The organism is Porphyrobacter sp. LM 6, assembly GCF_001720465.1.
Classification (GTDB): domain Bacteria; phylum Pseudomonadota; class Alphaproteobacteria; order Sphingomonadales; family Sphingomonadaceae; genus Erythrobacter.
Genome location: NZ_CP017113.1, coordinates 1,937,740 through 1,959,503, shown reverse-complemented (window position 1 = coordinate 1,959,503; position 21,764 = coordinate 1,937,740). Strand labels below are relative to the sequence as shown.

General features: G+C 63.7%; 22 protein-coding genes. 14 read left to right on the top strand and 8 right to left on the bottom strand.

All coding sequences use genetic code 11. From position 1 onward, the window contains the following. Positions 1-6: 6 nt before the first annotated feature. The 3 genes from BG023_RS09385 to BG023_RS09375 all read left to right on the top strand — a co-directional run bounded on the left by BG023_RS09385 (position 7) and on the right by BG023_RS09375 (position 3,793). Positions 7-1,275 (top strand): MFS transporter, encoded by a 1,269-nt coding sequence (locus tag BG023_RS09385; protein WP_069310208.1) that lies wholly within the window; start codon positions 7-9, stop codon positions 1,273-1,275. After that, complete coding sequence (gene cysK / locus BG023_RS09380) at positions 1,272-2,192, top strand: cysteine synthase A (RefSeq protein ID WP_069310207.1); 921 nt, start codon at positions 1,272-1,274, stop codon at positions 2,190-2,192. The genes BG023_RS09385 and cysK overlap by 4 nt, the downstream gene beginning before the upstream one ends. A gap of 98 nt (positions 2,193-2,290) precedes the next feature. Then, on the top strand, positions 2,291-3,793 hold the full coding sequence (locus tag BG023_RS09375) for a M20/M25/M40 family metallo-hydrolase (RefSeq protein ID WP_069311245.1): 1,503 nt from the start codon (positions 2,291-2,293) through the stop codon (positions 3,791-3,793). Positions 3,794-3,796: 3 nt separating this feature from the next. On the opposite strand, the gene BG023_RS09370 is transcribed toward BG023_RS09375, so the two are convergent. The 5 genes from BG023_RS09370 to BG023_RS09350 form a co-directional block, all read right to left on the bottom strand. Beyond that, positions 3,797-4,699, bottom strand: coding sequence for an alpha/beta hydrolase (locus BG023_RS09370; protein WP_150122845.1), 903 nt, complete (start codon positions 4,697-4,699; stop codon positions 3,797-3,799). Positions 4,700-4,793: 94 nt separating this feature from the next. Beyond that, positions 4,794-6,599 (bottom strand): acyl-CoA dehydrogenase C-terminal domain-containing protein, encoded by a 1,806-nt coding sequence (locus BG023_RS09365; protein ID WP_069310205.1) that lies wholly within the window; start codon positions 6,597-6,599, stop codon positions 4,794-4,796. 54 nt (positions 6,600-6,653) lie between these two features. Then, positions 6,654-7,115: a MerR family transcriptional regulator gene (locus BG023_RS09360; protein ID WP_069310204.1), complete on the bottom strand. Its 462-nt coding sequence runs from the start codon at positions 7,113-7,115 to the stop codon at positions 6,654-6,656. 31 nt (positions 7,116-7,146) lie between these two features. Continuing rightward, entirely contained in the window at positions 7,147-7,545 is a 399-nt protein-coding gene (gene hisI, locus BG023_RS09355) for a phosphoribosyl-AMP cyclohydrolase (protein WP_069310203.1), read from the bottom strand. A 390-nt stretch (positions 7,546-7,935) separates the two neighbouring features. After that, positions 7,936-8,742 (bottom strand): ComF family protein, encoded by an 807-nt coding sequence (locus BG023_RS09350; protein WP_233992977.1) that lies wholly within the window; start codon positions 8,740-8,742, stop codon positions 7,936-7,938. On the opposite strand from BG023_RS09350, the gene BG023_RS09345 reads away from it, so the two are divergent. Then, entirely contained in the window at positions 8,741-9,463 is a 723-nt protein-coding gene (locus tag BG023_RS09345) for a methyltransferase domain-containing protein (RefSeq protein WP_233992976.1), read from the top strand. The genes BG023_RS09350 and BG023_RS09345 overlap by 2 nt on opposite strands. Here the strand turns inward: BG023_RS09345 and ppdK are convergent. From ppdK to BG023_RS09330, 3 genes are read right to left on the bottom strand one after another with little or no spacing between them, the layout of a single operon-like run. Further along, positions 9,460-12,132 carry a pyruvate, phosphate dikinase gene (gene ppdK, locus BG023_RS09340; protein ID WP_069310200.1) on the bottom strand — a complete coding sequence of 891 codons (2,673 nt, stop codon included), beginning with the start codon at positions 12,130-12,132 and terminating at the stop codon, positions 9,460-9,462. The two genes, BG023_RS09345 and ppdK, sit on opposite strands and share 4 nt — an antisense overlap. Before the next feature lie 36 nt (positions 12,133-12,168). Continuing rightward, positions 12,169-14,334: a glycine--tRNA ligase subunit beta gene (glyS, locus tag BG023_RS09335; RefSeq protein WP_069310199.1), complete on the bottom strand. Its 2,166-nt coding sequence runs from the start codon at positions 14,332-14,334 to the stop codon at positions 12,169-12,171. Then, a complete protein-coding gene (locus BG023_RS09330; RefSeq protein WP_069310198.1) occupies positions 14,334-15,263 on the bottom strand; it encodes a glycine--tRNA ligase subunit alpha in 930 nt (309 codons plus the stop codon). The genes glyS and BG023_RS09330 overlap by 1 nt, the downstream gene beginning before the upstream one ends. A 169-nt stretch (positions 15,264-15,432) precedes the next feature. Between BG023_RS09330 and BG023_RS09325 the strand changes: the two genes are divergently transcribed. The 10 genes from BG023_RS09325 (at position 15,433) to BG023_RS09280 (ending at position 21,736) form a co-directional block, all read left to right on the top strand. Next, the gene (locus BG023_RS09325) at positions 15,433-15,819 is read left to right on the top strand and encodes a hypothetical protein (protein ID WP_069310197.1); all 387 of its coding nucleotides are present in this window, start codon (positions 15,433-15,435) and stop codon (positions 15,817-15,819) included. Continuing rightward, positions 15,816-16,016 (top strand): helix-turn-helix transcriptional regulator, encoded by a 201-nt coding sequence (locus BG023_RS09320; protein ID WP_069310196.1) that lies wholly within the window; start codon positions 15,816-15,818, stop codon positions 16,014-16,016. Before BG023_RS09325 ends, BG023_RS09320 begins: the two co-directional genes overlap by 4 nt. Continuing rightward, entirely contained in the window at positions 16,013-16,465 is a 453-nt protein-coding gene (locus tag BG023_RS09315; RefSeq protein ID WP_069310195.1) for a hypothetical protein, read from the top strand. Before BG023_RS09320 ends, BG023_RS09315 begins: the two co-directional genes overlap by 4 nt. A gap of 76 nt (positions 16,466-16,541) precedes the next feature. Next, the gene (locus BG023_RS09310) at positions 16,542-17,450 is read left to right on the top strand and encodes a TraB/GumN family protein (RefSeq protein ID WP_069310194.1); all 909 of its coding nucleotides are present in this window, start codon (positions 16,542-16,544) and stop codon (positions 17,448-17,450) included. Positions 17,451-17,539: 89 nt separating this feature from the next. Further along, complete coding sequence (locus tag BG023_RS09305) at positions 17,540-18,391, top strand: TraB/GumN family protein (protein ID WP_190315748.1); 852 nt, start codon at positions 17,540-17,542, stop codon at positions 18,389-18,391. 116 nt (positions 18,392-18,507) lie between these two features. Next, positions 18,508-19,110: a 50S ribosomal protein L25/general stress protein Ctc gene (locus tag BG023_RS09300; protein WP_069310192.1), complete on the top strand. Its 603-nt coding sequence runs from the start codon at positions 18,508-18,510 to the stop codon at positions 19,108-19,110. Between the two features lie 93 nt (positions 19,111-19,203). After that, positions 19,204-19,773, top strand: a complete 570-nt coding sequence (gene pth, locus BG023_RS09295) for an aminoacyl-tRNA hydrolase (RefSeq protein WP_069310191.1) — start codon at positions 19,204-19,206, stop codon at positions 19,771-19,773. A gap of 5 nt (positions 19,774-19,778) precedes the next feature. Continuing rightward, entirely contained in the window at positions 19,779-20,201 is a 423-nt protein-coding gene (locus BG023_RS09290; RefSeq protein WP_069310190.1) for a DUF1330 domain-containing protein, read from the top strand. Positions 20,202-20,207: 6 nt separating this feature from the next. Beyond that, positions 20,208-20,714, top strand: a complete 507-nt coding sequence (locus tag BG023_RS09285; RefSeq protein WP_069310189.1) for an AAA family ATPase — start codon at positions 20,208-20,210, stop codon at positions 20,712-20,714. Between the two features lie 26 nt (positions 20,715-20,740). Further along, positions 20,741-21,736 carry an SDR family oxidoreductase gene (locus BG023_RS09280; RefSeq protein WP_069310188.1) on the top strand — a complete coding sequence of 332 codons (996 nt, stop codon included), beginning with the start codon at positions 20,741-20,743 and terminating at the stop codon, positions 21,734-21,736. The last annotated feature ends 28 nt before the right edge of the window (positions 21,737-21,764 follow it).

Sequence of the window (21,764 nt, the reverse complement as noted above, 5' to 3'; positions counted from 1 at the left end):
CCGCGCGTGACTGAACCGACTTCCCCGCTCGCGATCGGCGATTACCGGCGTTACTGGATGGCCCGCTTCTTGGCGGTGTCCGCCACGATGTCGATGGTAGTGCTGCTCGGCTATCAGCTCTACGCCGTCGCCCGCGATGACTATGGCATGAGCGTGCCCGAAGCTTCGTTCCAGCTGGGGCTTCTGGGGCTGGCACAATTCATACCACTGTTTGTGCTCACCCCGGTTGCGGGGCTTGCGGCCGACCGGTTCGACCGTCGCTATGTTGCGGCCTTTGCCAATGGCATCGATGGCGCGGTCGGCGTGCTGCTGGCGGTCCTGACCTACGCCGACGCGCTTAACATACCGATCCTGTTCGCGTTGGCCGCGGCCCACGGTGCCGCCCGCGTGTTCGTGGGGCCGGCGATGAGCGCGATTGCGCCCAACATCGTGCCCCCCGCGCTGCTGCCGCGCGCGATCGCGCTATCGTCGATGGCATGGCAGACCGCCAGCGTTGCCGGACCCGCCGTGGGCGGATTGATCTTTGCCCAGTCCGAATGGCTGCCGCACGCGATCTCGGCAGCAATGCTGCTCGCTGCGAAGGGCCTCATCGTGTCGGTCCGCCCGATCCGCGCCAAGCACGACGGCCCGCGCCTCAAGCCGCTGCGCCAGATTGCCGAGGGCATGGTCTATGTCTGGCGCGAGCGGTTCCTGCTCGGCTGCATCACGCTCGATCTGTTTGCCGTACTACTGGCGGGCGCGACCGCGCTGCTCCCTGTGTTCGCACGTGACATCCTGTTTGTCGGCCCGGAAGGCCTCGGGCTTATGCGCGCGGCTCCTGCGCTGGGCGCGGCGAGTGTGGCGCTGTTCCTCTCGTTCCGCCCGCTTGAGCGTGACGTCGGGCTGAAGATGCTCTGGGCGGTCGCAGTGTTCGGTGCGCTCACCATCGCCTTCGGCTTTTCGCGCAGCTTCCTGCTTTCGCTCGCGATCCTTGCCGCAATGGGTGCGGTGGATATGGTGTCCGTGTTTATCCGAAGCTCGCTGGTGCAGTTGTTCACGCCGGACGACAAGCGGGGCCGGGTTTCGGCAATTTCGGGCCTCGCCATCTCGGCCTCGAACGAGCTGGGCGAAATGCAGTCAGGCCTCGCCGCCGCATTGCTCGGGGCGACGGGCGCGGTTGTATTCGGCGGCGCGGGTGCGATATTCGTGACATTGGCATGGGCGTGGTACTTCCCCGAATTGCGCCGCGCGCGCAGCTTCGAGCCGGACACGCTCAAGAGAGAGGTAACGACATGAAGGCTGACAACATCCTCGCGACAATCGGCGCGACTCCGCATATCCGCCTGGCGCGGATGTTCCCTGACCACGAAGTGTGGGTGAAGTCCGAGCGCAGCAATCCCGGCGGTTCGATCAAAGACCGTATCGCCTTGGCGATGGTCGAGGATGCGGAGGCGCGCGGCGCGCTCAAGCCCGGCGGCACGATTGTCGAACCCACGAGCGGTAACACCGGGATCGGCCTCGCGATGGTCGCAGCAGTCAAGGGTTACCGCCTTGTGCTGGTCATGCCCGAGTCGATGTCGATCGAACGGCGCCGCTTGATGCTCGCCTATGGCGCCAGTTTCGACCTCACCCCCCGCGAAAAAGGTATGCGCGGCGCCATCGAGCGGGCGGCCGAGCTGGTCGCGCAGACGCCGGGCGCATGGATGCCAAGCCAGTTCGACAATGCCGCCAACCCAGCTGTTCACGCGCGTACCACCGCGCAGGAAATCCTCGCCGATTTTGCCGATAGCCCGATCGACGTGATGATCACCGGGGTCGGCACCGGCGGCCACCTCACGGGGTGCGCGGAAGAGCTGAAGAAGCACTGGCCTTCGTTCAAAGCCTATGGCGTCGAACCCGCGCTCTCGCCGGTCATCAACGGCGGTCAGCCCGGCCCTCACCCGATCCAGGGCATCGGCGCGGGCTTCATCCCTGGCAACCTCCATACCAATGCGATCGATGGCGCGATCACGGTTGATGCCGATGATGCCAAGGAAATGGCGCGCCGTGCCGCACGAGAGGAAGGAATGCTGGTGGGCATCTCCAGCGGCGCAACACTCGCCGCCATCGCCAAGAAGCTTGCCGACCTGCCCGCCGGCAGCCGTGTGCTCGGCTTCAACTACGACACTGGTGAGCGCTATCTCTCTGTGCCGGACTTCCTGCCGGTCGAATAGTCGCCAGGCTAGTACGCCGACGCCGCAAAGCCCGTTGCCAAATGGCCGGTCGCTGTTAGCTTTGCCCCAGTCAAGTATGGGGGAACATGGTAATGTTGATGCAACGACGCTTTGGCCTGACTGCGGTTGCGATGGTGGCCTTGATGGCGGGACCACTCTCGGCGGAGACCCCGGATCGCGCGAAAATTGTCGCGCAGGTCGAACAGCAGCATGACACCACGATCAAGGCGCTGCAGGACTGGGTGGCGATCCCGACGATCGCAGCTGAAAAGCGCGGCACGCCTGAGGGCGCGGAGTACATGCGCAAGCTCGCACTCAATGCCGGGTTCCAGCAGGCCAAGATCATCCCGACCGATGGCGTGCCCGCCGTATTCGCGACGTTGGACCAGGGCGCGCCGATAACGCTCGGCATCTACTTCATGTACGATGTGAAGCAGTTTGATCCGGCGGAATGGAATACCCAGCCTCTGGATGCCACGCTCGTCGATCGTCCGGGAGACGGGCTAGCCATCGTCGGACGCGGGGTGGTGAACCAGAAAGGGCCGCAGATGGCCTTCCTCTCCGCGATCAAGGCGATCCAGGCCAGTGGGCGCAAGCTTCCGGTCAACATCGTGCTGGTGGCCGAGGGTGAGGAGGAAGTCGCCTCGACCCATTTCGATCAGGTCGTCGCCGTGCCCGAAGTTCAGGCAGCGCTCGCCAAGACCATCGGTGTCTTCATCCCGTCGGCCAACCAGAACAAGGACGGCAGCGCCGGGATTACCCTAGGTGCCAAAGGCGCAGTCGAGTTCCAGCTGGTCGTCGGCGGCGAGACTTCGGACAAATATCCCAAGACCGATATCCACTCGTCCAACTATGCCCGGATCGAAAGCCCGGCGTGGCGTCTGGTCAAGGCACTCGATACCTTGGTGGCTGATGATGGCCACACGCCCGCGATCGACGGCTGGTTCGAGAACGTCCAGACCCTGACCCCGCGCCAGAAGCAGCTGATCGCCGAAAGCGCCAAGCCCGAGCTTGAAAAGCAGGAAAAGGCGCTATTGGGGGTCGGACGCTGGATCGATAACGAAGACTACGTCACCAGTCTCGAGCGGTTCTATTCCCAGCCCACCGTCAACATTCAGGGGCTCGTCTCGGGCTACACCGGACAAGGTGGCAAGACGGTGCTTCCGGGTCGAGCCGAAGCGAAGCTCGAATTCCGGCTGGTACCGAAGATGACCAAGGACGAAGCCGTCACCAAACTCAAGGCCCACCTTGCCAAGCGAGGGTTTGATGATGTGCAGGTCACCGTGTCAGGCGGTTACGGCCCCAACGAGACCGACGAAGATAGCGTTTTGATCCGCGCGCAGAAGCGTTTGTTCGACGAAACCGGCGTGCCCTACACGATCCGCCCGCGCAACGCAGGAAGCTGGCCGGGCGTGGTGTTCAACGGCGCGCCGCTCAACCTGCCCGCCTCGCAATTCGGCCTTGGGCGCGGCGGCGGCGCGCATGCGCCTAACGAATGGTTCCTGATCGAAAGCACCGACCCGAAGGTCTACGGCCTCGACGAGGCGACAATGGCTTATGTCGATTACCTCTATGTGCTGGCCGAGGAAGCGGAGAAGTAAGCCCTAGCGCTTGGCGATCAGCGCGGCGGCGGCCTCGGCCATGCCAGCGTTGCTGTGGCCGATCCCTGGGACGCGCTCCAACGACCAACCGAAAGGAACACCTGCGCTTTCGGCAGCCCGCTGACCCTGGGCGAAGAAGGCCTGGCCGCGCGCGTAGCGATGGGGTCCTTGGGTGTCCGCTTCAGGAGTCTTGCGCAAATCGGTGTCCGCTCGGTCCGTATCGGCCGTGCCGAGGAGCACGGTGAGCGGCTTGCCGAGTGCTGCTGAGAGACCCGCTTCACCTACAGGAGTCGAGCCGAGGCCATAGGGAAAGGTGACCGTGCGATCAGGCATAGTATACCACCCGGCATTGGCCGCGACGGCTCTATCGATACGCGCTTCGGGCATGAACAGGACATAGCGGTGGACGAACTGAGCACCCGCCGAATGGCCGTAAATGCTGTAACGCCCAACTCGAGTACCGAAGCGCGTGCGCAGGTCTTCGAAAAGCGGCTCGATCGCGGCGAACGACCATTGCGAACGCGGTCGCGGCGTACCATCCTGAGTAGTAAAGTATCCAGTGTTGTAGCCAAGCGAGCCCGGGAAATCAGCGTTACCGAATTGCGGGAACACAGCGATGAAGGCATGCCTGCGAGCGAGATCTGCCCATTCGTCGCGGTAGCGATCGGCATCGCGATTAACGCCGTGCATCACGAAAACCACGGGGGTGTCGGCGGCAAGTCGGTCGGGTAGCTGATAGAAGACCGGCAGGCCGGGGCCGTCCCAACCAGTGAAAAGATACTCGCCTGATTGCGCCCCCGACGCGGCCAAAGGCGTCGTCTGTTCGTGCGCCCGCAACGCACCGCTAACTATCATCAATAGCATCGCTACTGGCACAAATAGCCACCACCGCTGATTGCTCATCATTGCGCCCTCTTTACCGGCTACCAAAAGATAGGGGCCGCCATGCATCAACATGGCGGCCCCTGAATAGTGCCCGAAGAAATCGGCGCCAGAGGTTCTAGGCGGCGGTAGCGAAAGCCTCCGCCGGCAGCTTCATCATGAACTCGCTGCCCGCTTCGAGCTTGCGGCGCAATGCGCCGGCATCGGGAAGGAAGCGTTCGGCGTAGTAATTGGCCGACACCAGCTTGGCTTCGTAGAATGCCTTGTCCTCCGGCGCGCCTGAAAGCTTCGCCGCTGCCACCTTGGCCATCTTGAGCCAGAAGAAGCCCAGCGTCACGATACCCATGATGTGCATGTAGTGATGCGCGCCGGCGCCGAGATGGTTGGGGTTCGCCATCGCGTTCTGCATGAACCACATGGTTGCAGCCTTCTGCTCGCCCAGCGCCTTTTCGAGCTTTTCGGCGACCGGCTTCAGAGCCTCGTCCTGCTTGGCGGCGGCGATTTCCTCGTCGATCATCGCGAAGAACGCCTGAATCGCCTTGCCGCCGTTCATCGCCAGCTTGCGACCGCACAGGTCCATCGCCTGCACGCCGTTGGCGCCTTCGTAGATCATGGCGATGCGGCTATCGCGCACGAACTGCTCCATGCCCCATTCGCGCACATAGCCGTGGCCACCGTAGACCTGCTGCATGTTGTTGGCGATGTCATAGCCCTTGTCGGTGCCGTAACCCTTGATCACCGGAGTCATCAGCCCGATAAGCATATCGGCATATTCACGCTCTTCCGCCGTCTGCGCCTTGTGTGACAGATCGACCTGGAGTGCGCCCCACAGGCAGAGCGCCCGCATGCTCTCGGTGAACACCTTGGCGTCCATCAGCATGCGGCGCACGTCCGGATGCACGAAGATTGGATCGGCCTTCGCCGCCGGATCGGCCGGACCAGTCAGCGCGCGGCCCTGACGGCGATCGAGTGCATAGGTCACCGCGTTCTGATAGGCGACTTCGGCCTGGGCATAGCCCTGGATACCGACGCCGAGGCGCGCCGCATTCATCATGATGAACATCGCGGCGAGACCCTTGTTCTCCTCGCCGACCATCCAGCCCGTCGCCCCGTCGTAGTTTAGCAGGCAGGTGGCATTGCCGTGGATGCCCATCTTCTTTTCGATTGAACCGCAGGTTACGCCATTGCGCGCGCCCGGGTTGCCATTCTCGTCGAGGATGAACTTGGGGACGATGAAGAGCGAGATGCCCTTGGTCGAATCCGGCGCGCCCGGGGTCTTGGCCAGTACCAGATGGATGATGTTGCTGGTGAGGTCATGCTCACCGGCCGAGATGAAGATCTTGGTGCCGGTGATTGCATAGGAACCATCGCCGTTCGGCACGGCCTTGGTGCGGATCATGCCGAGATCGGTGCCGCAGTGCGGCTCGGTCAGGTTCATGGTGCCCGACCATTCGCCCGAGATCATCTTGGGGACATAGGTCGCCTTCTGCTCGTCCGATCCCTTGGCGAGGATCGCCGAGATCGCACCGGCGGTAAGGCCCGGATACATCGCAAAGGCCTGGTTGGCCGTGCCGGTGTACTCTTCCAGCACGAAGCCGAGCACGTGAGGGAGCCCCTGCCCGCCAAATTCCTCCGGCTGGGCAAGCGTGCCCCAACCGCTTTCGACATAGGCCTGATAGGCTTCCTTGAAGCCCGGTGGGGTGGTGACGCTGCCATCCTCGTGACGTGTGCAGCCATGCTCGTCACCCGCCTGATTGACCGGCGCGAGCACCTCGGCGCAGAACTTGCCCGCTTCGTTGATCACCGTGTCGATCATGTCAGGGGTGGCGTTCTCGAAACCCGGCAGGTTGCCGTAGCTGGCAAGATCGAGCACTTCGTTGACGATGAAGCGCGTGTCGCGGGTGGGCGCGGTATAGGTCGGCATCACTTGTTCCCTTGGGTGAGCGGTCGTTTTGAATTCGGTGTCAGGGCTACTGCGTCAGCGCAGGTCGAGCTTTTCGATCTCGGCGACGAATTCGGTCAGTTCCTTGATCGAGGAATCGATGTCGGCGCGCTGTTCCTGCAACTTGGCAATGTGCGCGCGGCACTTCTCGATCGTGACGCGGCGCTGCTCCACGCGGCCATCGTCGAGATCGTAGAGGTCAATCATCTCGCGGATTTCGGTGAGGCTAAAGCCGACGTTCTTGGCGCGCATGATCCATGCGAGGCGGGCGCGGTCACGCTTGGAATAAACGCGGGTCAAGCCGACACGCGCGGGGCTGATCAGCCCTTCATCCTCGTAAAAACGAAGCGCACGCGCGGTGCAGCCGAATTCCGACGTCAGATCGGAGATGGTGAATTGCTCGCGTTCGTGGACGTCCGGCCGGTCAAGGTGCGCGCCGTTGCGACGCGATTCGGCGGGAATGCCAGTGTCAGCGAGCGGAGAAGAAGCGGTAGCCATACCGCCTCCTTACCTTACCTTTACGTGAGCGTCAAGTCTTGACCTTAACGAGAACGTGGCCACCCTCGCCCACATCTACACTGCGGTAGAAGCAGCTGACGGCCCCCGTATGGCAAGTCGGCCCCGCCGGCGTGGCAATGATCAGAAGAGCATCCTGATCACAATCGACCCGCACTTCCTCGACCGCGAGAATGTGGCCCGAACTCTCGCCCTTCATCCACAGCCTGCCGCGCGAGCGCGACCAGAAGTGGACTCGCCCCGTCTCGAGCGTCGCCGCAAGCGCTTCGGCATTCATGTGCGCCACCACCAGAACGGCCTTCGAAACCTTGTCGACAACAACCGCCGTCAACAGGCCCTTGTCGTCGAAACGCGGCGCAAAAACCGCTCCGCCTTCGCGCTCTTCGGTGGTCAACTCAGGCGTTTGGGTCACTTAGGGCTCCGTTGAAACACTGTTGCAGGCATGATGAAGCAACCCGCCAATCCGCTCCCGACTACGCCGCCCATGAGACCATTGTTGCACGTTCACAACAGAGCGTTGCAAAAAATCCGTAACAAGGCGGTTTCGACTTCCGCGTTGTCTAACACAATGGAACAAGAGCGACGGAGCTTCCGCAAGGGGTTCTCCACCGGACTTTGGCGCCGCCCGGCGCCGGTTCAGGGGGTCACGGGAACGCAGCTTGGCAGCGGGGTGCCAGCGCGACCGGTTGAACGATAGGGACAGGATCCCGGCAGCCAATCTAGGGGGTGGCTGCCTCGGCCCGCAAGGGTGGATCCAAACCGTTTCGTCACGTGGCGCCCGGGGCTCACAAGGCCCCGGGCGTTATGTTTTCCGGGACGGTGCGAGGTGATGATCCTCTTCCACCCTCGCAAAGCAGGCAATCGCAACCGAAGCAGGACCGGCCGCTGCAAGCGCCGCGAGGCAGGCGCGGCTCGTTGCCCCGCTGGTCAGCACGTCATCGACAAGCACAACGTCCCGCCCGGCGAGCCGCTCGGCGAACACCGGGTCGAGCCGGATCGCCCCCGCAAGCGCCCGTTCTCGCTCTTCCCGCCCCAGTCCGCCAAGGTTGGGCGTACGTCGATGCCGGACCAATGCGGCGATTTGGGCCTCACCCTTTCCCATCCGTGCCAGTTCCTGCACGAGGAGCGCGGCCTGATTGAAACCGCGCTGCCAAAGGCGCCATCGATGAAGTGGCACGGGTATGAGCAGCGGCGGAAGGTGGTCTGATGGAGGCTCGGGCAAACGGGTAGCGATCAATCGCGCCAAGAGCCGTGAAAGGGCAATCCGCCCACCATGCTTGAAAGCCAGAACAAGCTTGCGCGATGTGGCATTGTAGTAGGTCGCTGCATAAACTGGGACGGCATGACCTTCGGCCCGCTCATCGTCGGGCATTTCAAGCGTGCTCCAGCATTCAAGGCACAGACCCTCCTGCGAGGCGACCGCGGCACCGCAACCGGGGCAGCGCGGCGGGTAGACCAGATCGATCACCGGCCTGAACAATGTGGCAAGGTGTGCGACCACGGCCATGCGATGCTTGTCGCACGGCTTGCGCTTGCGTGGCAAGCACGGCAGGGCGGGCAGGATGAGCACGGCGCCAATTCCCCAGATCTTTTCCGAATCCCGCCGCATGAACCGCGCGTTCCGTTCGGCAACGCGCCGCCAATACCAGTCCGTCCCCGCGACCTTCCTCCTCGAAGAAATGGGCGACGACATGATCGAGCGCCTGTCCTTCGTTCGCCATGAACCGCGCGCTTCGCTAGTCATCGGCACCTGCCCCCGGCCGCTGGCGAACCATCTTCGAAGCGACAACGCCATGCTTATGGTCAGCGCGACCGCGAACCCCGCCGAGCCGCTGCCGGGCGGCCCCTATGATTTCATCGGAGTTATCGGCCAGCTCGATGCTGTGAATGACCTGCCAGGTGCATTGATCCACGTCCGTAATGCTCTCAAGCCCGGCGGGTTGGTGATCGCCAGCTTCCTCGGTGGACAGAGCCTTTCGAGCTTACGCGCTGCGATGCTCGCAGCCGAACCGGAGCGCCCCGCTGCACGTATCCACCCGATGGTCGATGCCCGCGCTGCACCAGCATTGCTCCAGCGCGCCGGATGGAAGGACCCAGTGGTTGATACCCACTCTATGACCGTGCGCTATGCCTCGCTGGACCGGCTGGTGAGCGATTTGCGTGATCAAGGGCTTGGCAATGCACTGGCCAAGCCCGCAGCACCGCTTGGCAAGGCCGCTCTCGGCCGCGCCCGCGCCGCCTTTGCCGCGCGCGCCGATGCCGATGGCAAGACGCCAGAAACCTTTGAGATCGTCACCCTCACCGGGCGGCGATCCCTCGCCGGAACTTAGGCCTTCTTCAACGCTGCCTGAGCCGCCGCAAGCCGAGCGATCGGCACGCGGTAGGGCGAGGCGCTGACGTAATCGAGGCCGACGCTCTCGCAGAAGGCGATGCTTGCCGGGTCCCCGCCATGCTCGCCGCAGATGCCGAGCTTGATGTCGGGCCGGGTCGCCCTGCCCCGCTCCGCCGCGATTTCGACCAACTGGCCGACGCCTTCGATATCGAGGCTGACGAACGGATCGCGCGGGAAGATGCCCTTGTCGACATAGACCGACAGGAACCGCGCCGCATCGTCTCGGCTGACGCCCAGCGTGGTCTGCGTGAGGTCGTTGGTGCCGAAGGAGAAGAACGCGCCCTCTTCGGCGATCTCGCCCGCCATCAGCGCGGCACGCGGCAGTTCGATCATCGTGCCGACGAGATAGTCCACGCGCACGCCGGTTTCGAGGAAGACCGCTTCGGCTTCCTTGTCGACCAGCGCCTTGAGGATCGCGAGCTCGCGCTTGGTGGCAACCAGCGGGATCATGATTTCGGGCAGCGGTGCCTCGCCCGACGCCTGCTTCACCGCGCAAGCCGCCTCGAAGATCGCGCGCGCCTGCATCGCGTAGATATCGGGGAAGGTGATCCCCAGACGGCAACCACGGTGGCCAAGCATCGGGTTGAATTCGTGCAACTCGCCGGCGCGGCGCTTGAGGTGGTCCACCCCGAGCCCCGTCGCGTCCGCCAGCTCGGCGAACTCCTCGTCGGCATGCGGCAGGAATTCGTGCAGCGGCGGATCGAGCAGGCGGATGGTGCACGGCAGGCCCGCCATCACCTCGAAGATCGCGGTGAAATCGGCGCGCTGTTCGGGCAGCAGCTTGTCGAGCGCACGGCGGCGCCCCGCTTCGTCCTCCGCGAGGATCATCTGGCGCACGGCGCTGATGCGGCTTGCCTCGAAGAACATGTGCTCGGTGCGGCATAGCCCAATGCCCTCGGCGCCGAACTGGCGCGCCATACGGCAGTCGTCGGGCGTTTCAGCATTGGTACGCACGCGCATCCGGCGCAACTTGTCGGCCCAGACCATCAGCGTGCCGAAATCGCCCGCCAGCTCCGGCTCGACCGTCGGCACGATGCCGAGCATCACCTGCCCGGTCGCCCCGTCGAGGGTGATGGCATCGCCTTCTTTCAGTTCGGTCGACCCGATGCGAAGGGTGCGCGAGGCGCGGTCGATCGAGACGGCTCCCGCGCCAGAAACACAAGGCCGGCCCATCCCGCGCGCGACCACCGCCGCGTGGCTGGTCATCCCGCCGCGCGCGGTGAGAATGCCTTGCGCGGCGTGCATACCGTGAATGTCTTCGGGCGAGGTTTCGACGCGGACAAGAATCACCTTCTCGCCGCGCCCGGCCCATTGCTCGGCGGTATCGGCATCGAGCACGATCTTGCCCGCGGCAGCCCCCGGCGACGCCGGCAGGCCGGTCGTCAGCACATGCCGCTCGGCCTTGGGATCGAGCGTCGGGTGGAGCAGCTGGTCCAATGCCATCGGATCGACCCGGCGCACGGCCTCGCGCTCGTCGATCAGGCCTTCGCCGACCATATCGACCGCCATCTTGAGCGCAGCCTTGGCGGTACGCTTGCCCGAGCGCGTCTGGAGCATCCACAGCTTGCCGCGTTCGACGGTGAACTCGATGTCCTGCATGTCCTTGTAGTGCAGCTCGAGCAGGTCGAATACGCGGGCGAGCTCGGCGTAAGCCTCAGGCAGCGCCTCTTCCATCGAGAGCGGCTTGGCCCCAGCCGCCTCACGCGCGGCCCGGGTGAGATATTGCGGCGTGCGGATACCCGCGACCACGTCCTCGCCCTGCGCGTTGATCAGATATTCGCCGTAATAGGCGCGTGTGCCGGTGGCCGGATCGCGGGTGAAGGCAACGCCGGTGGCGCTGGTTTCGCCCATATTGCCGAACACCATCGCCTGCACGTTGACTGCCGTGCCCCAGTCGCCCGGAATGTCGTTCAGGCGGCGATAGACCTTGGCGCGGTCCGAATCCCAGCTGTCGAACACCGCACGGATCGCGCCCCACAACTGTTCGTGGACGTCCTGCGGAAACGGGCGGCCGAGTTCCTCCTCGACCAAGCCCTTGTATTCATGAACGAGCGCCTGCCAATCGGCCGCGTTCATCTCTGTATCGTTATAGAAGCCCTTGTCTTCCTTGGCGATCTCGAGCGCTTCCTCGAACAGCCCGTGATCGAGCCCGAGCACCACGTCCGAATACATCTGGATGAAACGGCGGTAGGAATCCCACGCAAACCGCGCATCGCCCGAAGACGTCGCCAGCCCTTCAACCGTCGCATCATTGAGGCCGAGGTTGAGCACGGTGTCCATCATACCCGGCATCGAAACCCGCGCGCCCGAGCGCACCGAGACAAGCAACGGATCGGCGGCATCGCCGAAATTCTTGCCGACGGTGGCCTCGACATGGGCAAGCGCGGTGGCGACTGCACTTCGCAAACCGTCCGAAAAGTCTGCGCCATCCTTCAGATAGGCAATGCATTCCTCGGTGGTGATGGTGAAGCCCGGGGGCACCGGCAGGCCGATGCTCGCCATCTCGGCCAGGTTCGCGCCCTTGCCGCCGACGACGGTCTTGTCCTTCTGGCGCGGGTCGGAGTGGTCGGCTTTCCCTCCGAAAACATAGACCGTCTTCAATGTCATGGCACTTCCCGCGTGAGAGGTAGAGAAGGTGAGGCGCTATCCCTCGATCCGGCTGAAATCGGCGACGCGGTGGACCGCATCGCGGAAAGCCGCAAGCAGAGCAAGACGGCTCGCCCGCTTGTTCGCATCCGCGTCGTTGACGGTCACCTCTTCAAAGAACCTGTCGATCGGCGCGCGCAGGGTAGCGAGCGCGGCCATGGCATCGGCGAAACGCTCGGCCTCGACCGCCTCGGCAGCGCGCGGGGCGGCAGCAGCGAGCGCGTCGATCAGCGCGGCTTCGGCGGGATCGGGAGTATAGGTAAGCGTCTGCGCGCCTTCCCCGCCCTCGAAGGCTTCCTTCTTGAGGATGTTCGCCGCCCGCTTGTAGCCCGCAAGGAGGTTCGCGCCGTCCTCGGTGGTGACGAAGGCCTGAAGCGCATGAACGCGGGCGAGCAGGCGGACGAGATCATCCTCTCCGCCGAGCGCGAACACGGCGTCGATCAGGTTGTGGCGGACGCCGGCTTCGCGCTGCTGGACTTTGAGGCGATCGGCGAAGAAGTCGAGTTCTTGGCCACAAACATTCAGGTCGAAGTGGAAGCGACCCGCCGAGGGATCAACTTCGCTCTGACCGTCATCGTACGCCTTGGTCTCCGAAAGATAGGAGCCAAGACCACCAAATCTACGGTCAATCTCTTGCCGATGATACTCACCGGCGGAAACACGCAAGGCACCAAGAAGGTTCAACCGCAAGCCGCCTTCAATCAAGCGGATCGAGGCGAGTGCCGCTCGTCGCAATGCAAAAGGATCGCGCGAACCGGTCGGCTGTTCCCCGATGCCGAAGAAGCCGACAATTGTATCAAGCTTATCCGCCAGCGATACCGCCACCGTCACCGGCGCCGTGGGCACATCGTCGCCCTGCCCGACCGGCTTGTAGTGATCGCGGATCGCGTCCGAGACTTCGACCGGCAGACCTTCCTTGGCGGCGTAGTATCCACCCATCAGCCCCTGCAATTCGGGGAATTCGCCGACCATTTCGGTGACGAGATCGGCCTTGCACAGCCGCGCGGCCTGTTCGGCCAGCGCAGGGTCGCCTGCAACAACCCCCTCCTCGCACAGCCAGCGCGCCAGTTTGGCCACGCGCTCGACCTTGTCGGCGACGGTGCCCAGCTTCTCGTGGAAGGTGATCCGCGAGAGCTTCTCGGCGTGGACCGCGAGCGGGGTCTTCTGGTCCTGCTCCCAGAAGAACCGCGCATCCGAAAGCCGCGCGGCGAGGACCTTGCGGTTGCCGTCGATCACCACGGCGGGATCGCTCGCTTCGATGTTCGCGGTGCAGATGAAGGCGTTGGCGAGCTTGCCCGCGCTCTCCTCGCACACGAAATACTTCTGGTTCACCCGCGCGGTGAGCTGGATGACCTCGGGCGGCACATCGAGGAAAGCCTCGTCAAAGCGGCCGAGCAGCGGCACCGGCCATTCGGTGAGGCCCGCGTTCTCGATCACCAGCCCTTCGTCGGCCACCAGCATGAGGCCCGCATCAGCAGCAACCTTCGCCGCGCCGTCGCGGATGATCTGCTGACGCTCGTCATGCGAGACGATGACAAAGGCTTCGCGCAGCTTGGCGAAATAGTCGTCAGCGCCGGAAATGCTGATCGTGCCCGAGGAATGGAAGCGGTGGCCAATTGTCTCGCGACCCGAGGCAATCCCATCGACGGCGCAGGGCACCACTTCGCCTTCGAGCAGCGCGATGATCCCCGAGAGCGGGCGCACCCAGCGCAGGCTCTCGGTCGCAATCGAGGCCGCGCCCCAGCGCATCGACTTGGGCCAACTGAAGTCGCGGATGATTGCCGGGATCGCGGCCGCGAGCACATCGGCCATTGCCCGGCCCGGTTGCTCGATCACCGCGAAATAGGTCATGCGGCCCTTAACGTCGCGCAGCTCCAGCTGGTCGCGGGTGACACCAGCCTTCTTGCAGAACCCGTCAATCGCAGCATCGGGCGCGCCTTCGGGCGGCCCCTTGGCTTCCTCGGACACTGCCTCGGTAGCCAGCGGCAACCCACGCGCAATCAGCGCAAGGCGGCGCGGCGTCGACCAGATGGTGAGCGCACCAGCGGCAACGCCCGCAGCCTCCAGCTCGCGCCGGAACAGCTTTTCGAGTTCTGCGCGCGCGCCCGCTTGCATCCGGGCAGGGATTTCCTCGCAGCGCAGTTCGAGCAGGAAGTCGGCCATCAGACGAGACTCCAACCCGGGAACTTCGCTTCCCATTCCGGCGTCATTTTCTGCGCGTAAGCCTCGCACGACGACCGCGCGAGGTCGCGCACGCGGCCCATGTAGCTGGCACGTTCCTGCACGGAGATCACACCGCGCGCCTGGAGCAGGTTGAACACATGGCTGGCCTCGATCGCCTGCTCGTAAGCCGCTATCGGCACGCCTGCGGCGAGCGCATTGCGGCACTCGGCCTCGGCCTTGGCGAAGTGGTCGAACAGCGCTTCGGTGTTAGCGACCTCGAAGTTCCACTTCGACATCTGGCGCTCGTTCTCCAGGAAGACCTCGCCATAGGTCACGCCGCGATCGTTGAACGCAAGGTCATAAACGTTGTCGACGCCCTGGATGTACATCGCCAAACGCTCGAGCCCGTAGGTCAGCTCGCCCGCGACCGGCTTGCAATCAAAGCCGCCCATCTGCTGGAAATAGGTGAACTGGGTAACTTCCATCCCGTCGCACCAGACCTCCCAGCCCAGCCCCCATGCGCCGAGCGTCGGGCTTTCCCAGTCGTCCTCGACAAAGCGGATGTCGTGGGCGAGCGGATCGATTCCGATGGCACTGAGGCTCTTGAGGTAGAGTTCCTGAATGTCAGACGGCGAAGGCTTCAGGATCACCTGATACTGGTAGTAATGCTGGAGCCGGTTGGGGTTCTCGCCATAGCGCCCGTCGGTGGGACGGCGGCACGGCTGGACGAAAGCGGCATTCCACGGTTCCGGCCCGAGCGCGCGCAGCGTTGTCGCGGTGTGAAACGTGCCCGCACCCATCCGCATGTCATAGGGTTGCAGGATCACGCAGCCATTGGCGCTCCAGAAGTCATGGAGCGTCAGGATCATGTCCTGAAACGAACGCGCAGGATCGCGCGGCGCGGGGCTAAAAGAGGGAGCGGCACTCATGGCGGCTCGCCATGGCGGAACACCCCCAAAGCGTCAATGCCGCAGCGCAGCAGACGGCGGGGACAAGCGGGCACAGGTCAGGTCTTGAAGACACAAAGTCAGGTCTGCTTGACATAGTCAGCGAATCGCGACATATAGTCAGGCATACCTGACACAGACTGAGCAACAAATGACCCTCGCCGAACGAACCCGCCTCTATCTCATCATGGCCCATTGCGGCGCTCTTGGTGCTGCGGGTGTGCTGCTGACCTTCGGGCTTGCGCTGCCCGATTTCATCAAGGGCGTGAGCATGGGGGTCATGATCGCCCCGCTCGCCGCGCTGCTGATGCGGCGCCTGCGGGACGAATATCTCGAGGAACTCTGGCGCTCCGGCACGTCACTCGCCTTCGTTGTGGTGGTGCTGGCCTTCCTGGTGATCCCCTTCGCGGAAGGCGTTTATGATGGCTACACCGGCAACGGCAGCGGCCAGGACATTCCGGCGGAAGCCGCGGGTTTGGCAGCGATCATCGCCTTCTATGCCGGCTTCCACATCCGTTGGCTGCGAGACTTGCGATGAAAAACAGACTCAAGGTGCTGCGCGCGGAGCGAGATTGGTCGCAGGCGGAGCTGGCCGGACGGCTCGATGTCTCGCGCCAGGCCGTGAATGCAATCGAGACCGGCAAACATGACCCTTCCCTTCCCCTCGCCTTCCGGATCGCACGTCTGTTTGACATGTCGATCGAGGAGATCTTCGACGATGGAGACCATGCATGACCCATTCTGACAACGCCGGAACCGGAACGGGAGAAGCCCGCGTCCGCCAGCGCAACCGCAAACAGGCGCTATATATCGCTTTCGCCGGGCTTGTCGGCGGGGTGATCGGCGCGATCACCGCCATGTCCGACCGCGGCGACGGCAGCCTGTTCAGCAATGAATGGGACAAGCTCGCGCTCGATCCGCCGGTCGCGATCCTGCTCGCGGTACTGCTGCTGTTCGGGTTCGGGATCCTGCCGCTCTACGGCTTTCGCACTATCGATGAACTGAAGCGCGAATGGAACCTTATTGCCTTTGCCGGTGGCTGCACCGCGGTGCTGGCGGGCTTTCCGATGTGGGCTGTGCTCCACGCCGGTGGCATCGGCGGGCCGCCTACCCCGTTCGGGGTCTGGCTGCTTGGGTTTGGCGGGATGTCGGTCGCCTATGCCTATGCATGGTGGCGCAGTTGAGCAGCCTTAGAGCATTGATTTCTTGACCTTGTAACAACACACTGCACACTTACCCCCTTCACGAAAGGACCATCCGATGAAGCTTGCCTCTTTCTTTGCTCTTGCCGCCTCCCCGATCGCACTGCTTGCGGCCACGCCGGCGATGGCCGATGGTCACGCGGCCCATGCGGCTGCGGCCGCGCCAGCAAAAGGCCCGGCGCTGTGGAAAGTCGCTGACGAAGACACCACGATTTACCTTTTCGGTACCGTCCACGTACTGCCCGAAGGTGTGAACTGGTATGACGACACCATTGCCGGTGCGCTGGCAGGATCGGATACGATCGTCACCGAAATCCCGATGGACAAGGGCAGCGAAGCCCAACTTCAGCAACTCACCATCGCTAAGGGTATGCTTACCCCCGGCACCTCGTTGCGATCGCTGCTTACGACGGAACAGGCCGCTAGCTACGAAGCCGCGCTTGGCAAATTGGGGCTGCCGCCCGCAGCATTCGATGCATTCAAGCCTTGGCTCGCGGGGCTGACGGTGTCGCTGCTGCCGCTCATGCAGCAGGGCTACAATCCCGATAGCGGAGTCGAAAAGGTGCTGCTCAGCAAGGCTGGTGACAAGCCGCAGGGTGCCCTGGAAACGGCCGAATTTCAGCTCGGCATCTTTGATTCGATGTCGCAGGATGCCCAGGTCAGCTTCCTGATGGAGGCGGTCACCAACATGGATCAGACCAAGCCGATGCTTGACCGAATGGTGGTCGAATGGGCCGAAGGCGACGCGGAAGAACTGGCTGCCGTGATGAACGAAGGGATGAGTGACCCCAAGGTCGCCGAAGCCCTGCTCTACAGCCGCAACGCCAATTGGGCCGGCTGGATCGACACCCGCCTCGACACCCCCGGTACCGTGTTCATCGCAGTTGGGGCGGGCCACCTTGCTGGTGCCAAGAGTGTGCAGGATTACCTTGCGCAAAAGGGCATCACTGTCACCCGGGTCAAGTAGCCCGGTCGGTCGGCGCAGCACGTGAAATGGGAGGGGCGATGATTAGGCGACGCTGGACCAATTTGGCCGCGAGCATCATCGCCCCCCTGTTGCTTCTCGCCGGTTGCAACGACGCCCCCGGCGATGCTGCAAAGGACGCGCCTCCGCCCAACCCGCTGCTGTATGAAATCGCATCGGCAGACGGGACGGTGGAGGGCTGGATGCTCGGCACCATTCACGCCCTCCCCGAAGGCATCGATTGGCGCACTCCGGAGATCAGCCAAGTGATCGACACGGCCGATTTTCTCGTAGTGGAGATAGGCGAACCGAAGGGGCGCGATGAATACCCCTCAATCTATTTCAGCCTTGCGCGAAGCGACGGCCTGCCACCGCTCGCTACACGCCTGCCGCCTGAGCTGCGCCCGCAACTTGCCGCCATGCTGGCGCGCGGCGGGATGGAGGCGGAGGATTTCGCGGTGGAGGAAAGCTGGGCGGCAGCGATCACGCTTGCCCGCATCGATGCGACCGGCGACCCGGCAAATGGGGTCGATCGGGCACTTATCGATCAATTTGACGACCGGCAAGTGCACGAACTTGAAGGTCTGCGCGGCCAGCTTTCGATCTTCGACCGCCTGCCCGAAGTTCAGCAGCGCGCCATGCTTGCTGCCGTCGTGCGCGAGAGCGAGACTGCGCGCAAAGACCCCGCACGGCTTCAACAAGCCTGGCTATCCGGTGATGCCGCGACGATCGAGGCCTCCGCCCAGAAAGGCTTCCTGGCCGATCCGGCACTACGCGAGGCGCTGCTCACGAGCCGCAACCGGCGCTGGGTCGATGCGCTCATACCGATGCTCGCAAATAATCCGCGCCCGCTGGTGGCGGTCGGCACCGCCCACCTCGTCGGCCCCGAAGGCCTGGTCGCGCTGATCGAAGCGCGCGGGTATCGCGTCCGCCGCCTCCCCTAAAGCGGTTGCAAATCCTGCGCGCTCCCTCTAAGGGCCCGCGCTTCGGCGCTCCGGTCATCCCTGGAGGCGGTGCGCTGGATAGCTACTATTTAAACACGCATTCGAAAGGCATCCGTATGAGCGAGACTCTTACCCTGCCGGCCGAAGCGCGCGAACGGGCTGGCAAGGGAGCCTCCCGAGCACTTCGCCGCGATGGTCGGACTCCTGCTGTCATTTATGGCGGCAAGGAAGAACCCACTATGATCCACGTCGAGCAGAAGGAACTGGTGCGTCAGCTGAACACCGGTCACTTCATGAACTCGATCGTCAACATCGAGATCGGTGGCAAGACCGTCCGCACCCTGCCCAAGGATGTCGCGTTCCATCCCGTGACCGACCGCCCGACCCACGTCGATTTCCTGCGCCTGACCGGCGACAGCAAGGTCGAAGTGCACGTGCCGGTGGTGTTCGTGAACGAAGACGCCTCGCCGGGCCTCAAGAAGGGTGGCGTGCTCAACATCGTGCGTCACGAACTCGATCTGCTGTGCCCCAACGCTGACATCCCCGAAGAAATTCAGGTCGATGTTACCGGCAAGGACATCGGCGATTCGATCCACATCAGCGACGTGACCCTGCCCAAGGGTGTCACCAGCGTGATCACCGACCGCGATTTCACCATCGCCACGCTCATCGCCCCTTCGGGCCTGAAGAGCAGCGAAGGCGAAGCCGCCTCGGAATAAGCCATCCGCCGCTAACGGCATTCGGAACGCCGGGCTTCTCGAGACGGGAAGTCCGGCGTTTCGTTTTGTGGAGAGCGCAGCTAGGGACACGTCATGCAAATCTGGGTCGGCCTTGGAAATCCCGGACCGCGCTATGCGCTCCACCGGCACAACGTCGGCTTTATGGCTGTGGATGTGATCGCCGAGATGCACGGCTTCGGCCCGGTGCAGAAGAAGTTCCAGGGCTGGGCGCAGGAAGGGCGGATTGGCGCGCAGAAGGTTCTGCTGCTGAAGCCCGCTACCTTCATGAACGAAAGTGGCCGCGCCGTGGGCGAGGCGCTGCGGTTCTATAAGCTCGGCCCCGAAGCGCTGACGGTGTTCCATGACGAACTCGACCTTGCCCCCTTCAAGGTCAAGGTGAAACAGGGCGGCGGGCACGCGGGCCACAATGGCCTCAGGTCTATCGACCAGCATTGTGGGCCCGATTTCCGCCGCATCCGGCTCGGCATCGGCCATCCGGGACACAAGGACCGCGTAACAGGCTATGTGCTCGGCAACTTCGCCAAGGCCGAGGAAGACGATCTCGCCGCGATGTTGGGCGCCATCGGCGCGGAGGCGGAATGGCTCGCTAAGGGCGACGACGTGCGCTTCATGAATGATGTCGCGCTGAGGATGCAGGAGTAAAGGATATGACCGGCGAGCGCGCATTCCTCGACGTCACACCCGAACAGGGGGCGGCGTTCTTCGGCTCGCCCGATAACGGTCCGGTCGTGATGCTCAACCTGCTGCGCTTTCGCGAGACGGCAGATTATTCCCACGCTCTCGACCTTGCGCCCGACACCGCCATCAGCGGCGCGGAAGCATATGCTCGCTACATGCAGGATATGTTGCCCCTTCTCGAGGCAAGCGGCGGTGCAGTGCTGTTTTCGGGAACCAGCAAGTCGTTTCTGATCGGACCGCAAGACGAGCAATGGGACCACGTGCTGCTGGTCCGACAGGCTAGCAAAGCAAGCTTCCTTTCCTTTGCCAGCGATCCCGAGGCTCAGCGGGTTACCGCCCATCGCACCGCCGCGGTGTGCGATTCTCGCCTACTGCCGATCCGCGCCGGCTAAACTGCGATGAAGCGCGTGATCATCATTGGCCCCTGCGGATCGGGCAAGAGCACGCTCGCCCGCGAACTTGCGCCGCGTATGGGCCTGCCGCTCGTCCATATGGACCAGCTTGGCTGGCAGGCAGGCTGGGTAGAAACAGCCAAGGACGAACTCCACGCCCGCCTCGCCGATGCTGTGGCGCAGGAGGAATGGCTGATCGAGGGCAATTACGGCAGCACCCTCGCCCCGCGGCTCGAACGGGCCGACACGGTGATTTACCTCGATTTCCCGATCTGGCTGTGCCTGTGGCGGCTGATCCGGCGGGTAACGACGCTGCGCGGACAATCGCGTCCCGATATGCCCGAGGGCTGCCCCGAGCGGTTCGACCTTGCGTTCTTCTGGTATGTGATGACCTGGAACAGCGGCCCGCGAGTACGCACCGAGCGGGCGATTGCGCCTTGGGCGGACAAGGTGATCCGCCTCACCAGCCCCGCGATGCTTGCAGATTGGCGCAAAGCCAATAACCTTGCCTGACAACGCTCAGCCAAGGACGTGAACCGATGACCCGCCTCGATCGCCGCACGCTGCTCGCCGGCGCTGCTGCCACCGCATCGCTCGCTGCGACCGCGCGCGCTGCCGATCCGGTCTACAGCCCCGATATCAGCCTCAAGGGCAAAAGCGTGCTGATCACGGGCTGCTCGTCGGGCTTTGGACGGCTGGCAGCGGAACTGCTCGCGCGGCAAGGCGCCAAGGTGTTCGCGACCATGCGCGGTGTCCCGCGTCCCGAAGCCGATCAACTGATCGCGCTCGCACAGTCCGAGAAGCTGGACCTCCACGTTATCGGCATCGATGTGACCGAACTTCCGCAAGTCAACGCCGGTGTCAAAGAGGCTGAGCGGATCAATGGCGGCCCAATCGACGTGTTGGTCAACAATGCGGGTATCGGCATCACCTCACCGGTCGAGGTACAGGATATGACCGCCACCCGGCTGATTTTTGACACCAACGTCTTCGGCCCCCACCGCCTTGCTCGCGCGGTTTTGCCAGGCATGCGCAAGGCCAAAAGCGGGTTGATCATCCAGATTTCGAGCCAGCTCGGCCGGGTGATCACGCCTTACTCGGGCCATTACTCCGCTACCAAATTCGCGCTCGAGGCGATGAGCGAACAGCTCGCCTATGAACTGGTGCCGCACGGCATCGACGTGTCGATCATCGAGCCGGGCGGCTATCCGACCAAGGTATGGGTCAACCGCAACGCCTACTCCGCCGCGCTGCGCGAACGCTCTCTGGCGGTGCACTCGGCGGGCTATCCCGCACAGGTCGCGCGCATGGGCGAGGAGGACGGATCGGGCCGCACCAATGATCCGATGGACGTTGCCCGCGCCATTTCTGGCCTGATCGCCCAGCCCCCCGGCACGCGCCCGCTGCGCCTTCCGGTCTCGCCGGGCAACAAACCGCAACTGCCGATCAACACCATGACCGCGCAGGTGCAGACCGATTGGCTCGGCGCCTCGCCGCTGGTCGGCCCGTTGGTTCGCGCGGTGCATCAGCGGTGAAGCTCTAGCCATCGGCGAACGTGGCCGC